Here is an 18105-nt window from a genome sequence, read left to right as displayed (position 1 = left end):
CCCGTCGTCATCAAAAAAGGCTAACCACCCCGGCTAACCCCACCCCAGAATTCCCTCGCAGGAACCAGGCGGGCCCCACGTGCACACAGCACGCGAGGCCCGCCTCATCGCACACCCCACCACAAACCCACTGCCCCACAACCCGAGCCCACACCAGTGACCCAGCGCCGGCAGCCCCACCCTGGACACGGCTCTGAAAGTCACCGAGTCAACCGGCGCACTCGACTCGCTCGACTGATGGTGACTGGCCTGCTTTGCTTCCTGCGCCGCAGGAAATACTTCGCCTAGATCAGTACGAGATTGTTGATGACGTCAGCGGCACTTCTGTGCATGGGCTCTTGGCGCGAACGGGCGTGCGCACGGAGGCGCTTAAAGGCCTCATCCATATTGATGTTGTTGCGTGCCGCAATGACCCCCTTTGCCTGCTCGATGAAAACCCGGCTGTTCAGTGCGTGCTGAAGTTGAGCATTCACCGTCGCGTTTTTTCTAGCTGTGCGTTCGTGAAGGAGAGTGATGGTGGCAACGTCGGCCAGTGCCTGCCCGATGACCGCATCCTCATCACTCAACGCGCCTTTCCGATTTCGAAACAAATTCAGTGCGCCGATCGTATTTGGACGAAAGCGCATCGGAATGGCATGTACGGATTGGAAGCCTTGGGCCAGCGCCGCCGCCTGAAACTCGGGATAGTCGTTGCCGTCCGCTGCAATATCGCTCAGCGTGACCACCATGCCGGCTCGATACGCGTCAAAGCAGGGACCGGCTCCGGCCTGGTGTTGAAGTACTTCGACACGGCGACTTTCCTCGCTCGTGGAGGCGATGACCTGAAGATTGCCACGTTGGTCCGCCAGCAGAAGACCCGCTGCCGTGGCGTCGAGCAATACAACACACTGATCGACCAAAGTACGCAGGAGATCAGCGGAATCGTACTCGCCCACTAGAGCGTCCGCCAGTTGCACAAATGCTCCGCTCACCAGCGAGGCGCGAGACAAGTTCGTCATGCCTGCCATTCTGGACTCCATCCCACAATTGGTAACGACCTCTGCCCGAATCTCAGTGTTTTGGGAGGAAGGCTTCCCGCGCGGCGACACCCTGCTGTTCTTCACCGGCGGTCCTACCGTCGGGGGTGATTTATTCGCGCCGCCGTCGGATTCTTCACGGCCGGCGTGATCTATCAGCCAGGCCATCCGGCTTGAACCAACGGGTCTTGACAGACCTCCAGGGCCATGTAACACTCAATTCAGACCGCATGGTCGATCAGCTACTGAATAAATATGCACCGAACCGTGAGTAGTTTCAAGGGAGAAACCCATGCACAGCATCAAATTTCGTCCAAAATGTATGATTGCCACTGCAGCCGCGTTGTCGGCGGCTCTGCTCTTCACCGGCTGCAGCCCGACTGTCGTCCCAACAGCCAATGTCGCTGACGGCAGCGACAATGGCAAAACGATTGGCATCGCGGTCGCGGACCAAAAGTCCCTTTTCTATGTCGCGGCCGTGGACGGAATGGAGCAGGCTGCGGACGAGGCCGGTTACAAGCTCGTCACGCTCTCCGCCAATAACAATTCCGGTCAGCAGGTCAACCAGGTTCAGGATTTGATCACCCAGCAGGTTGATGTGATCATTTTCATCGCCCAGGACGCGACATCAGCTGCAGCCGGCGTCAAGCTGGCCAACGACGCCGGTATTCCGATCATCGCCGTCGACCAAAAGCCGGAGTCTGGCAACGGAAAACTTGCGACCTACATCGCGACGGACAGTGTCGCGGCAGCCGAAAAGCTGTGCACCTGGATGTTCGACCAGATCGGCGGCGCGGGCGACATAGCAATTCTCCAAGGCCCGCTTGGCTCCACCGCGGAGTTGCAGCGAAGCGAAGGGTGCGCGAACGCACTGGCGAACTATCCCGACGTCAAAGTTGTCGGTCAGGAATCAGCAGGGTGGGACGAGACCAAGGCATTCACCGCCGCGCAGAACATCCTGACGGCAAATCCCAACTTGAAGGGAATCTTCGGCGAAAGCGATGCCATGGCTCTAGGCGCAGCTAAGGCAGCCCAGCAGGAGGGCCGCTCCGGCCTGGTATTTGTGGGTATCGACGGATTCCCGACGATGTTCACGGCGGTCGCAGACGGACTCACCCAGGCCACAATGGCCCAGCAGCCGTACCTCATGGGGCAAATGTCCGTGCAGGATGCGGTGAAGATTGCCGAGGGAAACGGTAGCGATATTCCCGAACTCCAGTATCAGGACACGGTGCTCGTCACCAGCGAGAACGTTGCTGAAAACGATCCCGCGAAGTTCTACGGTCCTGACTTCAAGTAATCGAACATATCACCGGTGGGAGACGTCCAGACTTCGTTGGAATGTCTCCCACCGGTCCTACTCCGATCGCGATGAATGGATGACAGTGGTAGAGACACTAGAACAGACAATTGACGACGGCCAGGCACGCGGAGATTCTGCGGGTCTCATTTGCACCGGGCTCTCGAAAAGCTACTGGGGAATTCCCGTGCTCAAGGACGTCGGATTGACGCTCCGGCCCGGAACCGTCATCGGACTCATCGGCGAGAACGGGGCCGGCAAGTCGACGACGTCGTCCATCATCGCGGGCATAGTGGAAGCCAACGCGGGCTCGATGACCATTGACGGTGTTCCCTACGAACCAGCTCGGCCCTCAGACGCATTGAAACACGGCGTCGCTCTCATTCATCAAGAGATTCGTATGGTGCAGGAGCTGTCGGTAGCGGAAAATATCTTCATTGGGCGGCTGCCTCGGCGCCGAGGAGTGATTGATCGAAATCGCATCAACGACGAGGCGAAAGAATACCTCGAGCTCGTCGGTTCCCAGACAGACCCGCGCCGCCCCGTTGCCGGGCTTTCCATCGCGGCGCAGCAGGAAATTGAGATCGCACGCGCCCTCTCTCGCAAACCGAAATACATCATTTTCGACGAGCCGTCGGCTTCACTCGGACAATCCGAAACCCAGCACGTTTTCGCTCAAATTGCAGCTTTGAGACAACGGGGCGTTGGAATCGTGTATATCTCCCATCGCCTGGAAGAGATCAAAGAAGTCGCGGACACGATCGTGTGCCTCAGGGACGGCGCGTTGGTGGGAAATTGGCCAGCAAGTGAGATCACCAAAGACGAAATGGTCAAAGCAATGGTTGGCCGCGACTTCGTCTTCGCGCACCGGGCACCACAGGCCGCTACTGGCGAGATCGCATTGTCTGTCAAAGGGCTGAGCAAGGCTGGGGTATTCGCGGGCATCGACTTCGATGTTCGGCGGGGTGAAATATTCGGCTTTGCTGGACTCGTGGGAGCTGGTCGGACCGAGGTGGTGCGCGCCATCGCGGGGGCGGACCAGGCCGACGCGGGCGAGATCAGCGTGCGCGGCGAGGTCGTTCACATCAAAAACCCACGGTCGGGCATCGACGCAGGGATCGCGATGGTTCCCGAAGATCGGAAGGGCCAAGGTCTCAACCTGGACCGAACCGGCGCCGAAAACATCACCCTTCCGTGGGAGAAAAAGTTAAGCTCTGCGGGAATCATCACCAAGAAGAAGGTGACGGCCACCGCGAACAAGCTACGAGACTTCCTCGACATCCGCGGACGGCTCGACATCCCCGTGGGGTCTCTCTCTGGCGGGAATCAGCAGAAGGTGCTGCTGGCGAAGTGGCTGGTGAACGAGCCCAAGGTGCTCATTCTCGACGAGCCCACCAGGGGCGTCGACGTCGGGGCGAAGATGACGATCTACGAGACCATCAGAGCGCTGGCCGAAACCGGTGTCGGCGTCATCGTCGTCTCATCAGAACTTGAAGAAGTACTCGGCCTGTCGCACCGCGTGCTCGTGATGTCAGGTGGCCTCCAGCGTGCGATTCTCGACCGCGCGGACGCTACACCGGAAGCAGTCATGGCCCTTGCGCTCAGCAACGTGCCAAAAGAATCCCCACTCGAGTCGCCGATCGACGGCGAAGCAGAGTATCAAACGCCGATGAGAACACAGGAGAACTGAACCATGGCCATAGTCGACCGCAACGTCACACCACCTCGGCCAGACGCTACTCCTGCCCACGGCGCGGTCGCGCCGCCGTCTGTTGCGTCCGACAACACCGGTCGGTTCCGGCGAACAATGAGCCAAATTCCCGGTCCCCTGATCGGCCTGATCGTCATCTTCGTCGCGCTCTCATTCCTCTCCGAGTACTTCCTGACCCCTCGCAACCTGCTCAATATCCTGAGCCAGGTTTCGGCTGTCGGCGTTATGTCGGTCGGAGCGCTCCTGATCATCCTCCTGGGCGGTATCGACCTCTCCGTTGGCTCCGTGCTGGCGCTCAGTTCGATGTCTATGGCCGCCATGTACAAAATGGCCGGGTGGCCATTCGAGGTTGCGTTCCTCGCGGGCCTCGTCGTGGGTGCCCTCGTCGGTCTCATCAACGGCATCCTTACCGCCTACGGCAAACTGCAGCCGTTCATCGCAACTCTGGCAACTATGTCAGCAGCGGCGGGCCTCGCGTTGTTCATCACGAATGGCAACCCAATCACGGGGTTCCCCGACTGGTTCATTGCGATCACAGCTACGAGCATTCTCGGCCTTCCTATTGAGGGCGTCATTCTCGTCGCGATATTTGCTATTGCGGCATTCTGGCTCAAGTTCAGGCCGTCGGGCCGTGCGCTCTACGCGATCGGTGGAAACGAGGAAGTTGCTCGCCTTTCCGGACTTCCCGTGCGCCGCGCCAAAATCTTGGTCTACACCATCGCCGGATTACTCGCCGCGATAGCCGGTCTACTGGTGACATCACGACTCGACTCCGCTCAGCCCACCGCTGGCGCTGCTGACCTCCTGAACGTTATCGCCGTAGTGGTCATCGGCGGTGCCAGCCTTTCTGGCGGCTCGGGCAGCCTTTTGGGCACGTTCGTCGGACTCCTCATAATCGGAGTCCTGAATAACGGAATGTCGCTCCTGAACGTCTCCGCCAACCTCCAGCCCGTCGTTATTGGCGCCGTTATCGCCGCCGCGGTGCTCACCGACCGAAAGTCGAGCAGAAGACACACATGAGTACATTCGCCGCAATCACCGATCCCACCGACCTCGACGCGATCCGCGCGGTCATCGCCTCAACAGCCGACGCGGCCGAACTGGTGCCGCTCGGCATCCGCTCACTGGTGATTTCACCCGAAGCAAGCTTCAATTTAGTCTCCGCGGTGAAAGGCCTGATACCGGAAGGGCCAACGGAAACGCGCCGAGTCGCAGTACTGGTCGACGAGACGGCCATTCTGCGCGACGGCCGCGATCTGAAACAGCAACTGTGCCTGCTCCTTGCCGAAGCGTTCGTGGTGGATATTGTCGTGCTTGGCCATGGGGGACAGCTGCACGCCGACGAAAAAGCGCTCGAGACTGCCACGGCTGCAATTAAAGGGTATGACTGCGCCGTTGCGATCGGTAGCGGCACTATCTCTGACATCGGGAAGGTGGCGACTGACCGCCTCGGTGGGATCCCGCTCGTGATCGTGCAGACCGCAGCATCTGTCGACGGCTTTACCGACAACGTCTCGGTGGTCTTGCGCAATGGGGTGAAGCGCACCATCCCGTCCCGGTGGCCCGACGTAGTGCTCGCCGACACGACGACAATCAGAGACGCCCCCGTCGCCATGAACACTGCTGGTTTCGGTGAGGTGCTTTCGCTCTATACCGCTCCTGCCGACTGGAATCTCGCCAATTGCCTGGGCTTCGACAGCAGTTTTCGACTGACTCCGCGGGATTTCCTGCTCGAGTTCGCGGGAGACCCCGCCACCTGGGCAGACGGTCTCTCCGAGGGTGCACCTGGAGCTGTGCTCGACCTCACGCGGATGCTCGCTATTCGCGGAATGGGCACAGGGATTGCGGGTACCACGGCCTGCCTCTCCGGTGTTGAGCATGTCGTCTCGCATATGCTCGACATGTACGCCGCAGCCCACAATTTACCGACCGGTCTCCATGGAGCTCAGGTTGGCGTTGCAACTCAGGTTGCGTCCGCAGCATGGGACCTCTTGCGTCGCCGAGTCGCCGAGGGTGAGATCACCCTCCGTTTCCCCGCAGCGAGCGACCTCGAGCAGCTGGTGAAGCGAGCGTTCGATGTGTGCGACGAGACAGGCGGTCGCGGTGAGGAATGCTGGTCCGATTACGCGCGCAAGATCGAAGCGTGGAACGTCGACCCCGAGCGAATGAAGGGCCTTGTCGCCAATGCTGTCGCGGATGGTGTCGCTATCGCTGCCACGGTTCCCACGCCCGGGTCGTTGTCTGCCGGTCTTCGCGCCGCTGGCTCACCGACCACGCCGGGGGGTCTTTTGGACTGGGTGACCCCGGATATCTGGCGGTGGGCCGTAGCGAACTGTCTCTTCATGCGCGATCGCTTTACTGTCATTGACTTGCTCTTCCTGCTCGGGTGGTGGACGTCGGCCGACGTGGATGCAGTAATTGAACAGGCCTTTCAGACGGAGAGTGAGCCGACATCATGAGTGATCGCGTGGTCATCGCGGTGGACTGCTCAACCACCGGAGCGAAAGCGAGTGTCTGGAACACGGATGGCACCGAGGTGGCCAGTGGGCGGGCCGAGCTTGACTTGAGCATCCCCGCACCTGGCCGCGGCGAACAGGATCCGCGCCAATGGTGGACAGCTATGCAAAGCGCAGTGCGTAGTGCCGTCGCGGGACTCGACATCAGCCGCGTCGTCTCCCTCAGCGTGACCCACCAGCGCGAGAGTTTCGTCTGCCTCGACGACGATGGCGAAGCCGTCAGACCCGCAATGCTTTGGCTCGATTCCAGGGCTGGCGAACAAGTGGACCGATTTGGTTCTACCAATGTGCACGACCGCACGGGTAAGCCACCGAACACCACCGTTTCGTACTACAAATTGCTATGGATGGCCGAGCACGAACCCGAGAACTTGCGTCGTACGGCGCACGTCGTCGAGGTGCATGGCTATCTGGTTCACCGCATGACCGGCCTCTGGGCGACCTCGACGGCGAGTATGGACCCCACTGGCCTCGTCGACATTCGAACCGGCGATTACGACGCAGCCGTCCTGACGCACCTCGGTCTCGATCGCTCTCAACTATCGACCATGCACTCTCCCGGAGACGTCATGGGAGGCCTCACCGTCGATGCCGCCGAGCTTCTCGGCTTGCTTCCCGGCACGCTCATCGTCGCGGGAGCCGGTGACGGCCAATGCGCAGGCCTCGGCGCGGGGGTCGCGGCGCCCGGGCGAGCGTACCTCAATATTGGTACCGGCCTGATCTCAGGAACGTATTGCTCTCACTATCAGCCCGACAGGGCGTATCGCGCGATGCTGGGTACGATACCGGGCAGCTTCGCGTACGAAACTTTTGTGGGCGCAGGTACCTACATGATCTCTTGGTTCATCGATACGTTCATTCATACCTCGGAGGAGTTTCTCGGCGGGGTCGAGGCGAACCTCGAGTCGGAAGCGGCGGTCGTGCCTCGCGGCAGTGACGGCCTGTTTGTTGTCCCCTACTGGAACGGTGCGCTCACGCCGTACTGGGACCATGAGGCCCGCGGCATCATGGTGGGCCTCCAGGGCGTGCACCGTCGCGGCCACATCTACCGCGCCATTCTGGAGGGCGTGGCATTCGAACTGCGGCTTAGTCAAGACCAGGTTGAGCAAGCAACGGGGGAGACGGTGACAGAGTTCGTAGCTATGGGGGGCGGCTCGCAATGCCCGCTCTGGTGTCAGATAATCGCGGATGTTCTGCGCCGACCCGTTGTATTGTCGCGCCAGAGGGAAACAACCTGTCTCGGTGCCGGCATGCTCGCGGCCTTCGGGGCGGGACTATTCCCGAGTATTAGCCATGCCGCCGAGGCCATGAGTGCTACCGATCTCCGATACGAACCCAGCCAGGTAGCGGCCGACGACTACGAAACGCTTTACCGCCGATATGCAGCGATCTACCCAGCGTTCCGCTCCTTCTTCCATGACCGGATCGATGTGATGGCGTGAGTGAGACAACGGCGATCAGCGTCGGCCTATCCGCGGCGTCGACGCGTGACTACGCACCGCGGACGCTGCCCGAACGGGTCTACGACGCGTATCTCTTCGACCTGGACGGCACCATTTATCTGGGCGAGGAGCTTCTTCCCGGAGCGCTCCAGCTCCTGGCGCACCTCCGCGAGATGAAACGTCGGGTGGTGTTTCTCTCGAACAACCCGACGCTCAACCGGGCAATGTACGTCTCCAAGCTCACGAAACTTGGCATTCAGGTTGCGCCAGAGGAGGTCGTCAACTCAGTGGTGAGTATGGTCGCCTGGCTCAGGCGCGAACACCCCGGTAAAACGGTTTACCCGATTGCTGAACAGCCGCTGATAGCGGCCCTGCGGGAGGCTGGCATCCTGACGTCTTCCAACCCGGACGAGATAGAGATTGTCTTGGCGAGCTATGACCGAAGTTTCGACTATTCCAAGCTTCAAATAGCATTTGACGCTTTATGGAAGCGGGATGCGATCCTGGTGGCTACCAATCTGGATCGCTTTTGCCCCTTTCCTGGCGGCCGCGGGGAGCCTGACGCGGCCGCGATCGTCGCGGCGATCGAGGCGTGCACCGGAGTGTCCTGTGTTGCCAATGCGGGGAAGCCCAGCGTGATAATGCTCGAGACGGTAATGGCGACCCTCGGGTTACGGCCAGAGCAGTGTCTGATGACGGGTGATCGGCTCTACACGGATGTGAAAATGGCCGTGGATGCCGGGATGGACTCCGCGCTCGTGCTCACCGGAGACGCCGACCTCGACTCGGTGGCGCGCACTGCTGCAGCGGACCAGCCGACCTACATTCTTGACCGAGTGGACCATGTCATTCCGGCGGCTGTACGGCATCAACTTGGTTGGTCTGATGTTCCATCGGTATCGCTTGCAGTGGAACCCGGAAGTGCGTAGCATAGAGTTTCATAACGCGAATGAATATTCACTCGCGAACGCAGACAAAGACGTCGAGAGAAAGGCGGTTTCCAATGGCCGAATTGGCACGCGATACCCTGCGCGAAATGCAGCTGCGAATGTTGCGAATCCGAGCGTTCGATGAGCGCGCATCCAAGATGGTGAAACGAGGCCACATTCCCGGCACCGTGCACACCAGCATCGGGCAGGAGGCGCAGGTCGTTGGCGCCACCATGGCCCTCGGCACCGGTGATTACATGAGTGGAAACCACCGCAGCCATGGGCACCCCATCGGAAAAGGCTCACCGCTCGGCCCGCTCATGGCTGAGCTCGTAGGCAAGGCAACGGGGGTCTGCAAAGGCAAGGGCGGCTCGCTGCATCTCGCTGACTTCGCTGTGGGAAGCCTCGGCGAGTCCGGCATTGTTGGGTCTTCCATCCCGATCGCCAATGGAGCAGCCCTTTCGTCGAAGGTGCTGAACAACGGAAAAGTGGCGCTCGCCTTCTTCGGTGACGGAGCAGCCAATCAGGGTGTCCTGTACGAGTCCATGAACATGGCCGGGGTGTGGGCCCTCCCGATGATCTTTTTGTGCGAGAACAACCAGTACGCTCTGAGCACTCCGGCTCACACCGTTACATCGGGCATCATCTCCGAGCGTGCCGCCGGATTCGGGATGCCCGGGATCAAAGTTGAAGAAGGGCAAGACGTTCTGGCTGTGTACGACGCGGTATCTGCAGCGGTGGCTCGGGCGCGCGCCGGCGACGGACCCACTCTCGTGGAGGTCATGACCTACCGCTATAACGAGCACTCCGAAGGGCTGAGGCTAGGCACGGACTACCGGAACGCCGATGAGCGTGAGGCCTGGCTGAGAAAAGACCCGATCGTGCTTTTCCGGCAGTATCTGGCGTCGCAGGGGTTCTCTGAAGAAGAACTTGATGGCCTGCAGGCCACTGCGCTCGCCGAGGTCGACGCAGCTGTCGCATTCTCGGACGCGAGCCCCTACCCCGATCTCTCCGTCGCTTTCGACGACCTCTACACCGACAAGGAGTCCGCAGCATGACTGTGATGAGCTATTTGGGTGCTATTGGGGCAGCCCAGCGCGAGGCGATGGACGCTGACGAGCGCGTCATTATCATCGGCGAAGACGTTGAAGCCAATGTCTATGGCACCACCGGCGGTGGTAAATCCCGCAGCGACAAGGGTGATTTTCTGCAGCGGTACGGCAAGAACCGCATTCGCAACACCCCGATCTCCGAGGAAGGCATTGTCGGCGCGGCAGCTGGTGCTGCGATGACCGGGCTGCGCCCGATAGTCGATCTCTCCTACTCCAGCTTCCTTTACATGGCTATGGATCAGTTCGTGAACCAGGTAGCAAAGAATCGGTACATGTTCGGCGGCCAGGCCTCGATGCCCGTGGTTTTTCGCTCTGCCATGTTCTACGGACTGAACACCGGTGCGCACCACTCGGACCGTCCGTATCCGATGTTCATGAACGTTCCGGGCCTCAAGATCATCGCGCCCGCCACGCCCGCAGACGCCAAGGGGCTACTCCGCTCAGCGGTCGACTCCGACGACCCGGTGCTCAGTTTCGAGGCCTGCCTCTTATGGAGCACGAAGGAGGACGTCGATGAGAACGAGTTCTGGGTGCCGCTGGGCGTTGCCCGCACGGCGCGTGAGGGGACCGATGTCACAGTCGTAGCCATATCGAGTTCGGTGCCGGAAGCCGTGGCTGCCGCAGAAGAACTTGCGAAGGAAGGCGTGTCTGTTGAGGTCATCGACCCCCGCACGCTCGTCCCTCTCGATCGCAATGCCATTCTGCGATCAGTGGCGAAGACAGGTCGACTGATTGTGGCGGAACCTGCTCACCGTACCTGCGGTGCCGCGGCGGAAATCAGTGCGCTTGTCGCGGAAGAAATCTTTGACTCTCTCAAAGCCCCGATCATTCGTGTGACCGCACCGGACATGCAGATCCCCTTCAGCCCATCGCTGGAAAAGCAGATGTACCCGACTCGAGCCACTATCGCGGCCGCCATTCGTCGCGTGGTCGACCTGCCGGCGCTTCAGCCGGTCGCAACCGCAGTCTAATAACGAAAGAGGAATCTAATGGCTCGCATAGATGTGTTGCTTCCCCAGTGGGGAATGGGAATGAGCGAAGGGGCGATCGTGGAGTGGCTCAAGAAGGTGGGCGACCACGTCGACGAGGACGAACCACTGGCGGAGGTTGAGGCGGAGAAGGTTGAGGAAACCCTGGAGTCACCTGCTACGGGAACCCTGGTCGAGATCCTGGTTAAGGAAGGTGCCTCAGTCGAGGTCCGCACCATTCTTGCCGTGATCGAAACCGAATAAACGCGAGCTTAGACAAAAAACAACGAAGCAGGAGGAGCCATGAGCGCATCTTTGGTGAACGCGCGCGACACCCGCGCACCGTACGACCTGGTCGTCGTCGGTGCTGGTATCAACGGACTTGGCATAGCCCGCGATGCGGCTGCGCGAGGGCTGCGAACCATCGTCATCGACCAGGAAGACATTTGCAGTGGTGTCTCCGCATGGTCGGGGCGACTCATTCACGGAGGCCTGCGATACCTCGAGCACAAGGACTTCGCCCTGGTCCGCGAATCTCTGAAGGAGCGCGAGCGCCTCTTCAAGCTCGCTCCGCACCTCGTCAAGCCCGTGCCTCTGCTCATGCCCTTCTATGCTCGCAACAAGCGGCCGTCATGGTTGATCCGCCTGGGCATGATCGCCTATGACGTACTGTCCTTTGACAAGAAGCAGCCCAACCACAGCATTCTGACCAAGCGCGCTGTGCTGTCCCGCTTCACTGGGATGGAGCCCGCCGGACTTTCAGGTTCGGCGGTCTTCATCGATGGGCAGGTCGAATATGCTGAGCGACTCTGCGTTGAACTCGCGGTGGCAGCCAAGAGTGACGGGGCCGACATCGTCACCCATTCGCGAGTCGACGGGCTACTCAAGTCCGGTTCTCGTGTGACCGGCGTCCAGTACATCGATTCCATCACAGGGGAGCGCCATTTCGTGAATGGGCGTGTGGTCATGAACGCCGCTGGCCCGTGGGTCGACCGCCTGCTCTCGGATTTTGAGGGAGTCAGTTCACCTCGATTCATCGGCGGCTCCAAAGGAAGCCACATTGTCGTAGCTCCCTTCCCCGGGGCGCCGCATGACGTCGTGTACTACGAGTCACAGGCGGATGGCCGTCTGGTGCTCGTCATACCGTGGATGAACAGATACCTGATCGGGTGCACCGATAACCTCTTTGACGAGGAGCCGGACTCTGCTCGCGCGGAACAGTCGGAAATCGATTATCTGCTCAACGAGGTCAACACTCTCGTGCCGGGCGCCAAGCTCACCACCGGTGATGTTCTTTACACCTACAGCGGAGTGCGACCACTGCCCTATGCGCCCGGTGTGCCCGAATGGAAGATTCCGCGCAGCCACATCATCCACGACCACGCCAAAGACGGCGTCGAAGGCCTCTTCTCCGTTATCGGGGGCAAGCTCACGACCTTCCGACAGCTGTCAGAGGACGCCGTCGACTTGGCACTTCGCAGCCTGGGCGCCAAGAAGGTGAAAACAATCACGCTGACGAGCCCACTTCCTGGTGCTCGAGTGGCAAACTATGCGGCGTTCTCGAAGGCGTTCATTGCGAACGGTGCTTTGCCACCACGAGTGGCAAAGCGCCTCCTGGCGCTGTACGGAGTGCGGGCAGCGCACATAGTGGCTCTCGTGGGTAACGACGCCAGTCTGGCCGAGATTGTCGATGAGAAGTCGGGGGCTTTGGCCGCTGAAGTGGTTTTTGCAATCAATGAGGAATTTGCGCGTACTCTCACAGACGTCATGGCGAGACGACTTCTGCTGGCGTTTGAACCGGATCACGGAATCGAAGGCGCCGAGCGGATCGCGACGATCATCGCGGCGATCAACGGCTGGGACGAAAATCGCATCCAGAATGAACTCGACGGCTACGTTGAGTGGCTCGGTCACCTGGCAGTCCCCGGCCGGCCCACTGCGCAAATTCCGGGTCGCGCGACATCCGCTGAACGCGAAAATGGGTTGACCGTCGGCGGCGTCGGCCTCCAGGGCGGCCGGGCAGACTCGTGACCGGCCGCTATGTTCTCGCGCTCGACGAAGGGTCGAGCAGCGCGAGGGCGGTACTCGTCGATGCGGACGGACGCATCGTCGCCGAGGCATCAAATCCGATCACGCCCCTTTTCCCGAACCACGGCTGTGTCGAGCTTGACCCGGCCCAGCTGTGGAGTGCGATGCGGGCAGCGATCGACGAGGTAATGGACCGGACGGGGCTGACGGCACGTGATATCGCAACGGTCGGGGTGACAACTCACCGCGAGACCTGTCTGATCTGGAACCGATCCACCTTTGTACCCGTGCACAACGCGATCATGTGGTCTTCACACCAGACCGATGAGATCGTACAACGCTGGTCAGACATGGGGCTCGACGCTGAGATCCGCATGCGCACCGGGCTTCGGAACGACTCGTTTTTCTCGGCCCCCAAGCTGGCATGGTTCATCGAAAACGTCCCGGGGCTCAAAGCGCTTGCAGGTACGGGCGCCTACGCTGCCGGAACAGTCGACACCTGGCTTGTTTGGAACCTCACCGGCGGGCGCGCGCATGTCACCGATGCGACATCGGCGTCGCGAACGGCGCTGCTCAACATCGACGATCTCGAGTGGGACGACCGCCTCTGCGAGGTATACGGAATCCCGCAGGAGCTACTCCCCGAGGTGCGGTCTTCCAGTTCACTCTTCGGCTACCTTGACCCCAGCATTCTTCCCGGCGGCGTCGGCCACCCCGTACCGATCCACGCGGTCGTCGCCGATCAACAGGCCGGTCTGTTTGGGCAGGGATGTTTCGACGAGGGATCAGTCAAGAACACGTTTGGAACTGCTGGCGTGCTCGTCGCTAACGTGGGGAGCAGCCCACTGCTCCTGGCCGGAATGACCACCAGCGTGGCGATGAACATTCCGGGGCTGACCAGCTACGAAGTCGAAGGGGTGGTATTCCACAGCGGGCAGACGCTGCATTGGCTGCGTGACAAGATGCGGGCAGTTGGATCTATAGCGGAGATGGAGCGCATTGCCGAACGGGTCACAGACACGCAGGGCGTCTACTTCGTTCCCGCGTTCGCTGGCCTCTGCGATCCTTACTGGGACAAAGATGTCCGGGCATCAATTTTTGGTTTGACTCTCGACACGGGCATCGATCAAATCGTTCGCGCAGCGCTTGAAGCCATGGCATATCAGACACGGGACAATCTTGACGCGTTGCGCGCCGGCGGTATGAACGTGACGTCGCTGAAGGTAGATGGAAAAGCAGTCTGCAACAACTTCCTGTGCCAGTTCCAGGCAGACATCCTCGGCTTGCCGGTCGTTCGACCGGAGGGCCTCGAACGCACCGCACTCGGAGTCGCCTACATCGCCGGGGCAGAAATAGGTCTGTGGAACGCGCAAGATCTCGTGCGCGAGACGTGGCGTGTGGAGCGAGTATTCGAGCCCCGCATGAGTAGCGAACGCCGCGACCAGCTTTATGGCGGTTGGCAGGCCGCTGTGCGATCGGCGCGCATGATGCCGCCCGCACCGCCTCATCCGACCAATGGAACGGTCCTAGGCTCCATCCCGATACTGGCCGCACACTGACGTGCCAGTCCAACAACTGAACCAATTGAAAGGATCATGATGACCCCGAATACAGCCGAAAACTACGTTGCCCGCGCCCGCGCAGGCGGCTACGCGGTAGGTGGTTTCAATATGCACAACCCTGAGACCACACAAGCGCTGATCGCAGCGTCCATTCGCTCTCAATCACCAGTGTTCCTGCAAGTTGGACGAGCGATCGTTCCGCACATGGGCCTCGAAGCCGCGTACCGCATGACCCGTCGTGAACTCGACGGCACAGAAGCGGATGCGGTCATCCACCTGGACCACGGTACATACGGCGAGGTTTTCGAAGCCCTGCGCCTCGGATTCGACTCGATCATGTTCGACGGCTCGCACTTGCCGTTTGAAGAAAACCTGAAAACGACCCGCTATGTCGTTCAGGTCGCACATTCATTCGGCGTTCCGGTGGAAGCGGAGCTGGGCAGCATTCCCGATGCGTCCAATGGGATCGACTGGTCAGCGCACTACACCAATGTCGACGAAGCCGAACGTTTTGTCGCGGAAACCGGCGTTGACTTCCTGGCGATCTCGGCCGGTGTGATGCACGGCATCAGCTCCGGGGACCCTTTACCCCTGGACATCGAACGCATCCAGCATATTCGTGACGTCACGGGCGTTCCCCTTGTACTGCACGGAGCGTCGGGCGTGCCAGCGTCGGATATCAGCGCCGCGATCGCGGCTGGTGTGCATAAGTTGAACGCCGATACAGATCTCCGCCATGCCTTCCGACGCGGTATCGAAGAGACCTGGGCCAAGGGTGACCGTCAGTTCGAAGACGCTATGTCCGAAGGAAAGCGCCAGATGATCGAAGCGACGATCGCCAAGATGCGTGAGTACGGGTGTGCCGGTGCGTCGACGGCCACCGTTTTGACCGAAGCGCGGGCGCGATGACGCAACCATTGGAACTTGACGAGGGCCAGCGCACCGAGCTGAAGGGGATGCGTCGCACCGCGGCGCGACGCATGGTCGTGGCGTGGGAAGCGCCTGTGTTCCACCTCACGGTGGAAGTCGACATGACGGAGGCATCGCGTGCCAAGGAAGTCGTGTCGGGAGCGACAGTGACTGACGTGCTCGTTCGCGCGACCGCGCATGCTCTGACCAGCGTGCCGGAGGTGAACGTCCACGTCGATGGCGAAGCGGTGGTGTCTTTTCAACGAGCTCACGTTGGAATAGCGGTTGCCACGGAGAAGGGTTTGACAGTACCGATCATTCACAACGCTGATCAGTTGGATCTCGAAGAGATCGCCCTGCGCAGGCGCGACATTGTCGGCCGTGCCCGTACCGGGGGACTGGGGCGCGAGGACATCACCGGAGGAACGTTTACGATTTCGAATCTCGGCATGCTCGGTGTGACACGCTTCGACGCCATCGTGAATGCCCCCCAGGCTGCGATCCTGGCGGTGGGAGCCACGATCCGCCGAAATGTCTGGACCGAGGACGGCGGGGCGTGGCGCCCCATCGCGGAATTGACATTGACGTCGGATCACCGCGCTTTGGACGGAGCCGTTGCGGCCCGGTTCCTTGCGGCGTTGAAATCGGAGCTGGAGGCGCCGCTCTAACAGCGCGCAGGCGGTGGCGGATGCTCGTTTGCGCGGGCAACCGCCACCTGCAGATCACTCGCGCAGGAGGCGCTCCGCGGTTTCCATATCCGTGACCAGGGTGTCGATCCAGTTGCCACGAAGGGCTGCGCGCACAGCCTCGTATTTCGACCTTCCACCAGCGACGGCAAATCGTCCGCCCTTGGCCGGAAGCTGGGCCAGGGTCACACCGATCACCAGGGAGTCGAGCTCGCTGACGATCGGGATTCCCTCCGCATCGATGAACCTGAGGTTGATCTGTCCCACGGCGCCCAGCGACTTCGCCATTTCGAATTGCTCTACTGTGAAAAAGTTGCCACCCGGCTCCAACGGCGCATCGATGTTGCAGGTGCCAATACCGACCAGAGCGACGTCCAGCTCGTCCAACGCTGCGATTGCTTCGCGGGTGTGCACGTCGTAGCTAATCATGGCTTCACGCATTTCCGCGGACGACAGAACCCCGGGAGCGCGGATAAACAGGGGCGTCCCCCCGATCAGGTCGGCAAAGCGCTGCGTGGATCGGGTGGAATCATGCTGGAGCTGTGGGGGGCCGACGTCTCCGAGCATTTCGACGATGCGAGTAGCGGTGGATCTCTTTTTCGACGGTTCGAGAGTAGACACGAGTGACCGCAGCGACCGGCTCCAGGAAGTGAAGCCAATGGTTTTCCCCGATAGTTGCATCGCCGAGAGGATCAATGCGGCAGCCTCGCCGAGGTCGCGATTGATGCCGGCCTCGTCGTTGGGATCCAGCGCCTCCACGACATGAGCCTGGGACAACCCGTAGCGCTTCTGAAGATCTTCTTCGATTTCCGCGTGCAGGCCCTCGGGGATCACGACAATCGTTCGCACAATTTTCGCCTGTTCTGCGGCTTGCAGCAGCCGGGAAACGCGGGCTTGCGATATGCCCAGGCTCGACGCAATCTCGACCTGACGGATGCCGTGGGTGTAATACATACGCGCCACCTTCGTCATGAAGCGGCGCGGTTCGGGAACAGCAGCCACGATTCTTCCTCTCCCTAGGTCGCTCAAGTGTATCAAGATTCGTCAATTGCAAGAATATCCATTTGGATCTAAACTACGGCCTTGGGTTAGTTTAAATCCCCGGGCAAGGAGATTGACGGATGGCGATCCCACGACGTGCCCACACAAATCTCGTTTGCACGCCATGACGGGGGCGAAACAACAGCTGCCCACTGGCCTGCCGGAATTATCACTGGGCCGGGTCGGAACCACGGCCCAGGACGACATCGATGAAAGCTTGCGTCTGCTTCGCGAGATGCAAGAGGATGTCAAGCCTCAAGCTCGGATCAGGGCGTATCGACCGGTTCCAACCGTGGCATTCAGTCGCCGCGAAAGTTTGATGCCCGAATTTGCTGGCGCGTCGGCAGCTGCTCGTAGGCTCGGCTTCGACCCGGTGATTCGCCTCGCGGGGGGACGGGCGGTGGCGTACGACCAAACGTGCCTCGTCATCGACCTCATGGCACCCCTGGCTCTCTTCGACAATCACATTGCGGCTTTCGATGCTGGCGCCGCCTGTTTTCGGGACGTGCTGAGCGATCTGGGCATCGACGCCCGAGTGGGTCCAGTGCCTGGAGAATACTGCGCAGGAGCCCACAGCGTAAATGCACGGGGACAGGTGAAAATCGTGGGACTTGCTCAGCGCGCCATGCGCCGGTCCAGGCTTCTCACGGCTTGCATCGTGCTGGAAGCACCCGACCGACTTCGTCCGGTCGTGGACGCGGTCTACAGCGCCATGAAACTTGATTGGTCACGAGAAAGCCTGGGAAGTGTTCGCGACGAAGGCGTGCAAGGTTCACTCGACGAAGTGGTGCACGAGCTCGTAACCGGGCTTCAACAACGACACGCGGCCTGGGCGCTGCCACAAAAGACCATCGTTGACGGCGTGCTGGCGTGAGTAGCCCGTAT

General features: G+C 60.6%; 16 protein-coding genes. 14 read left to right on the top strand and 2 right to left on the bottom strand.

What is annotated here, in order from left to right; all coding sequences use genetic code 11:
* Nucleotides 1–284: 284 nt before the first annotated feature.
* Complete coding sequence (locus E3T51_RS15575) at nucleotides 285–1007, bottom strand: GAF and ANTAR domain-containing protein (protein ID WP_338145167.1); 723 nt, start codon at nucleotides 1005–1007, stop codon at nucleotides 285–287.
* Between the two features lie 331 nt (nucleotides 1008–1338).
* Between E3T51_RS15575 and E3T51_RS15570 the strand changes: the two genes are divergently transcribed.
* From E3T51_RS15570 to E3T51_RS15510, 13 genes are all read left to right on the top strand, one after another.
* The gene (locus E3T51_RS15570; protein ID WP_166806515.1) at nucleotides 1339–2316 is read left to right on the top strand and encodes a substrate-binding domain-containing protein; all 978 of its coding nucleotides are present in this window, start codon (nucleotides 1339–1341) and stop codon (nucleotides 2314–2316) included.
* A gap of 79 nt (nucleotides 2317–2395) precedes the next feature.
* The gene (locus E3T51_RS15565) at nucleotides 2396–4006 is read left to right on the top strand and encodes a sugar ABC transporter ATP-binding protein (protein WP_134530662.1); all 1611 of its coding nucleotides are present in this window, start codon (nucleotides 2396–2398) and stop codon (nucleotides 4004–4006) included.
* A 117-nt stretch (nucleotides 4007–4123) separates the two neighbouring features.
* The gene (locus E3T51_RS15560; protein WP_134530661.1) at nucleotides 4124–5047 is read left to right on the top strand and encodes an ABC transporter permease; all 924 of its coding nucleotides are present in this window, start codon (nucleotides 4124–4126) and stop codon (nucleotides 5045–5047) included.
* Nucleotides 5044–6486 (top strand): iron-containing alcohol dehydrogenase, encoded by a 1443-nt coding sequence (locus E3T51_RS15555; protein WP_134530628.1) that lies wholly within the window; start codon nucleotides 5044–5046, stop codon nucleotides 6484–6486. The genes E3T51_RS15560 and E3T51_RS15555 overlap by 4 nt, the downstream gene beginning before the upstream one ends.
* The gene (locus E3T51_RS15550) at nucleotides 6483–7985 is read left to right on the top strand and encodes a xylulokinase (RefSeq protein ID WP_134530627.1); all 1503 of its coding nucleotides are present in this window, start codon (nucleotides 6483–6485) and stop codon (nucleotides 7983–7985) included. The genes E3T51_RS15555 and E3T51_RS15550 overlap by 4 nt, the downstream gene beginning before the upstream one ends.
* Nucleotides 7982–8914, top strand: coding sequence for an HAD-IIA family hydrolase (locus E3T51_RS15545; RefSeq protein WP_241989375.1), 933 nt, complete (start codon nucleotides 7982–7984; stop codon nucleotides 8912–8914). The genes E3T51_RS15550 and E3T51_RS15545 overlap by 4 nt, the downstream gene beginning before the upstream one ends.
* A 74-nt stretch (nucleotides 8915–8988) precedes the next feature.
* Entirely contained in the window at nucleotides 8989–9972 is a 984-nt protein-coding gene (locus E3T51_RS15540; RefSeq protein ID WP_198417896.1) for a thiamine pyrophosphate-dependent dehydrogenase E1 component subunit alpha, read from the top strand.
* Nucleotides 9969–10997: an alpha-ketoacid dehydrogenase subunit beta gene (locus tag E3T51_RS15535; RefSeq protein ID WP_104191353.1), complete on the top strand. Its 1029-nt coding sequence runs from the start codon at nucleotides 9969–9971 to the stop codon at nucleotides 10995–10997. Before E3T51_RS15540 ends, E3T51_RS15535 begins: the two co-directional genes overlap by 4 nt.
* Before the next feature lie 18 nt (nucleotides 10998–11015).
* Nucleotides 11016–11258 carry a biotin/lipoyl-containing protein gene (locus tag E3T51_RS15530; RefSeq protein WP_104191352.1) on the top strand — a complete coding sequence of 81 codons (243 nt, stop codon included), beginning with the start codon at nucleotides 11016–11018 and terminating at the stop codon, nucleotides 11256–11258.
* Between the two features lie 39 nt (nucleotides 11259–11297).
* Nucleotides 11298–13025 carry a glycerol-3-phosphate dehydrogenase/oxidase gene (locus E3T51_RS15525; RefSeq protein ID WP_198417895.1) on the top strand — a complete coding sequence of 576 codons (1728 nt, stop codon included), beginning with the start codon at nucleotides 11298–11300 and terminating at the stop codon, nucleotides 13023–13025.
* Nucleotides 13022–14581: an FGGY family carbohydrate kinase gene (locus E3T51_RS15520; RefSeq protein ID WP_134530626.1), complete on the top strand. Its 1560-nt coding sequence runs from the start codon at nucleotides 13022–13024 to the stop codon at nucleotides 14579–14581. Before E3T51_RS15525 ends, E3T51_RS15520 begins: the two co-directional genes overlap by 4 nt.
* A 36-nt stretch (nucleotides 14582–14617) precedes the next feature.
* On the top strand, nucleotides 14618–15493 hold the full coding sequence (locus E3T51_RS15515) for a class II fructose-bisphosphate aldolase (RefSeq protein ID WP_198417894.1): 876 nt from the start codon (nucleotides 14618–14620) through the stop codon (nucleotides 15491–15493).
* A complete protein-coding gene (locus tag E3T51_RS15510; protein ID WP_104191349.1) occupies nucleotides 15490–16161 on the top strand; it encodes a 2-oxo acid dehydrogenase subunit E2 in 672 nt (223 codons plus the stop codon). Before E3T51_RS15515 ends, E3T51_RS15510 begins: the two co-directional genes overlap by 4 nt.
* A gap of 54 nt (nucleotides 16162–16215) precedes the next feature.
* Here E3T51_RS15510 and E3T51_RS15505 read toward each other — a convergent pair whose 3' ends face one another.
* Entirely contained in the window at nucleotides 16216–17181 is a 966-nt protein-coding gene (locus tag E3T51_RS15505) for a sugar-binding transcriptional regulator (RefSeq protein ID WP_104191348.1), read from the bottom strand.
* A 46-nt stretch (nucleotides 17182–17227) separates the two neighbouring features.
* Between E3T51_RS15505 and E3T51_RS15500 the strand changes: the two genes are divergently transcribed.
* Complete coding sequence (locus E3T51_RS15500; RefSeq protein ID WP_134530624.1) at nucleotides 17228–18094, top strand: lipoyl protein ligase domain-containing protein; 867 nt, start codon at nucleotides 17228–17230, stop codon at nucleotides 18092–18094.
* Nucleotides 18095–18105: the final 11 nt, after the last annotated feature.

Source organism: Cryobacterium serini, from assembly GCF_004404025.1.
Classification (GTDB): domain Bacteria; phylum Actinomycetota; class Actinomycetes; order Actinomycetales; family Microbacteriaceae; genus Cryobacterium; species Cryobacterium serini.
Note: the sequence above shows the minus strand (reverse complement) of the source record. Positions and strands in the feature narration are given on the sequence as shown.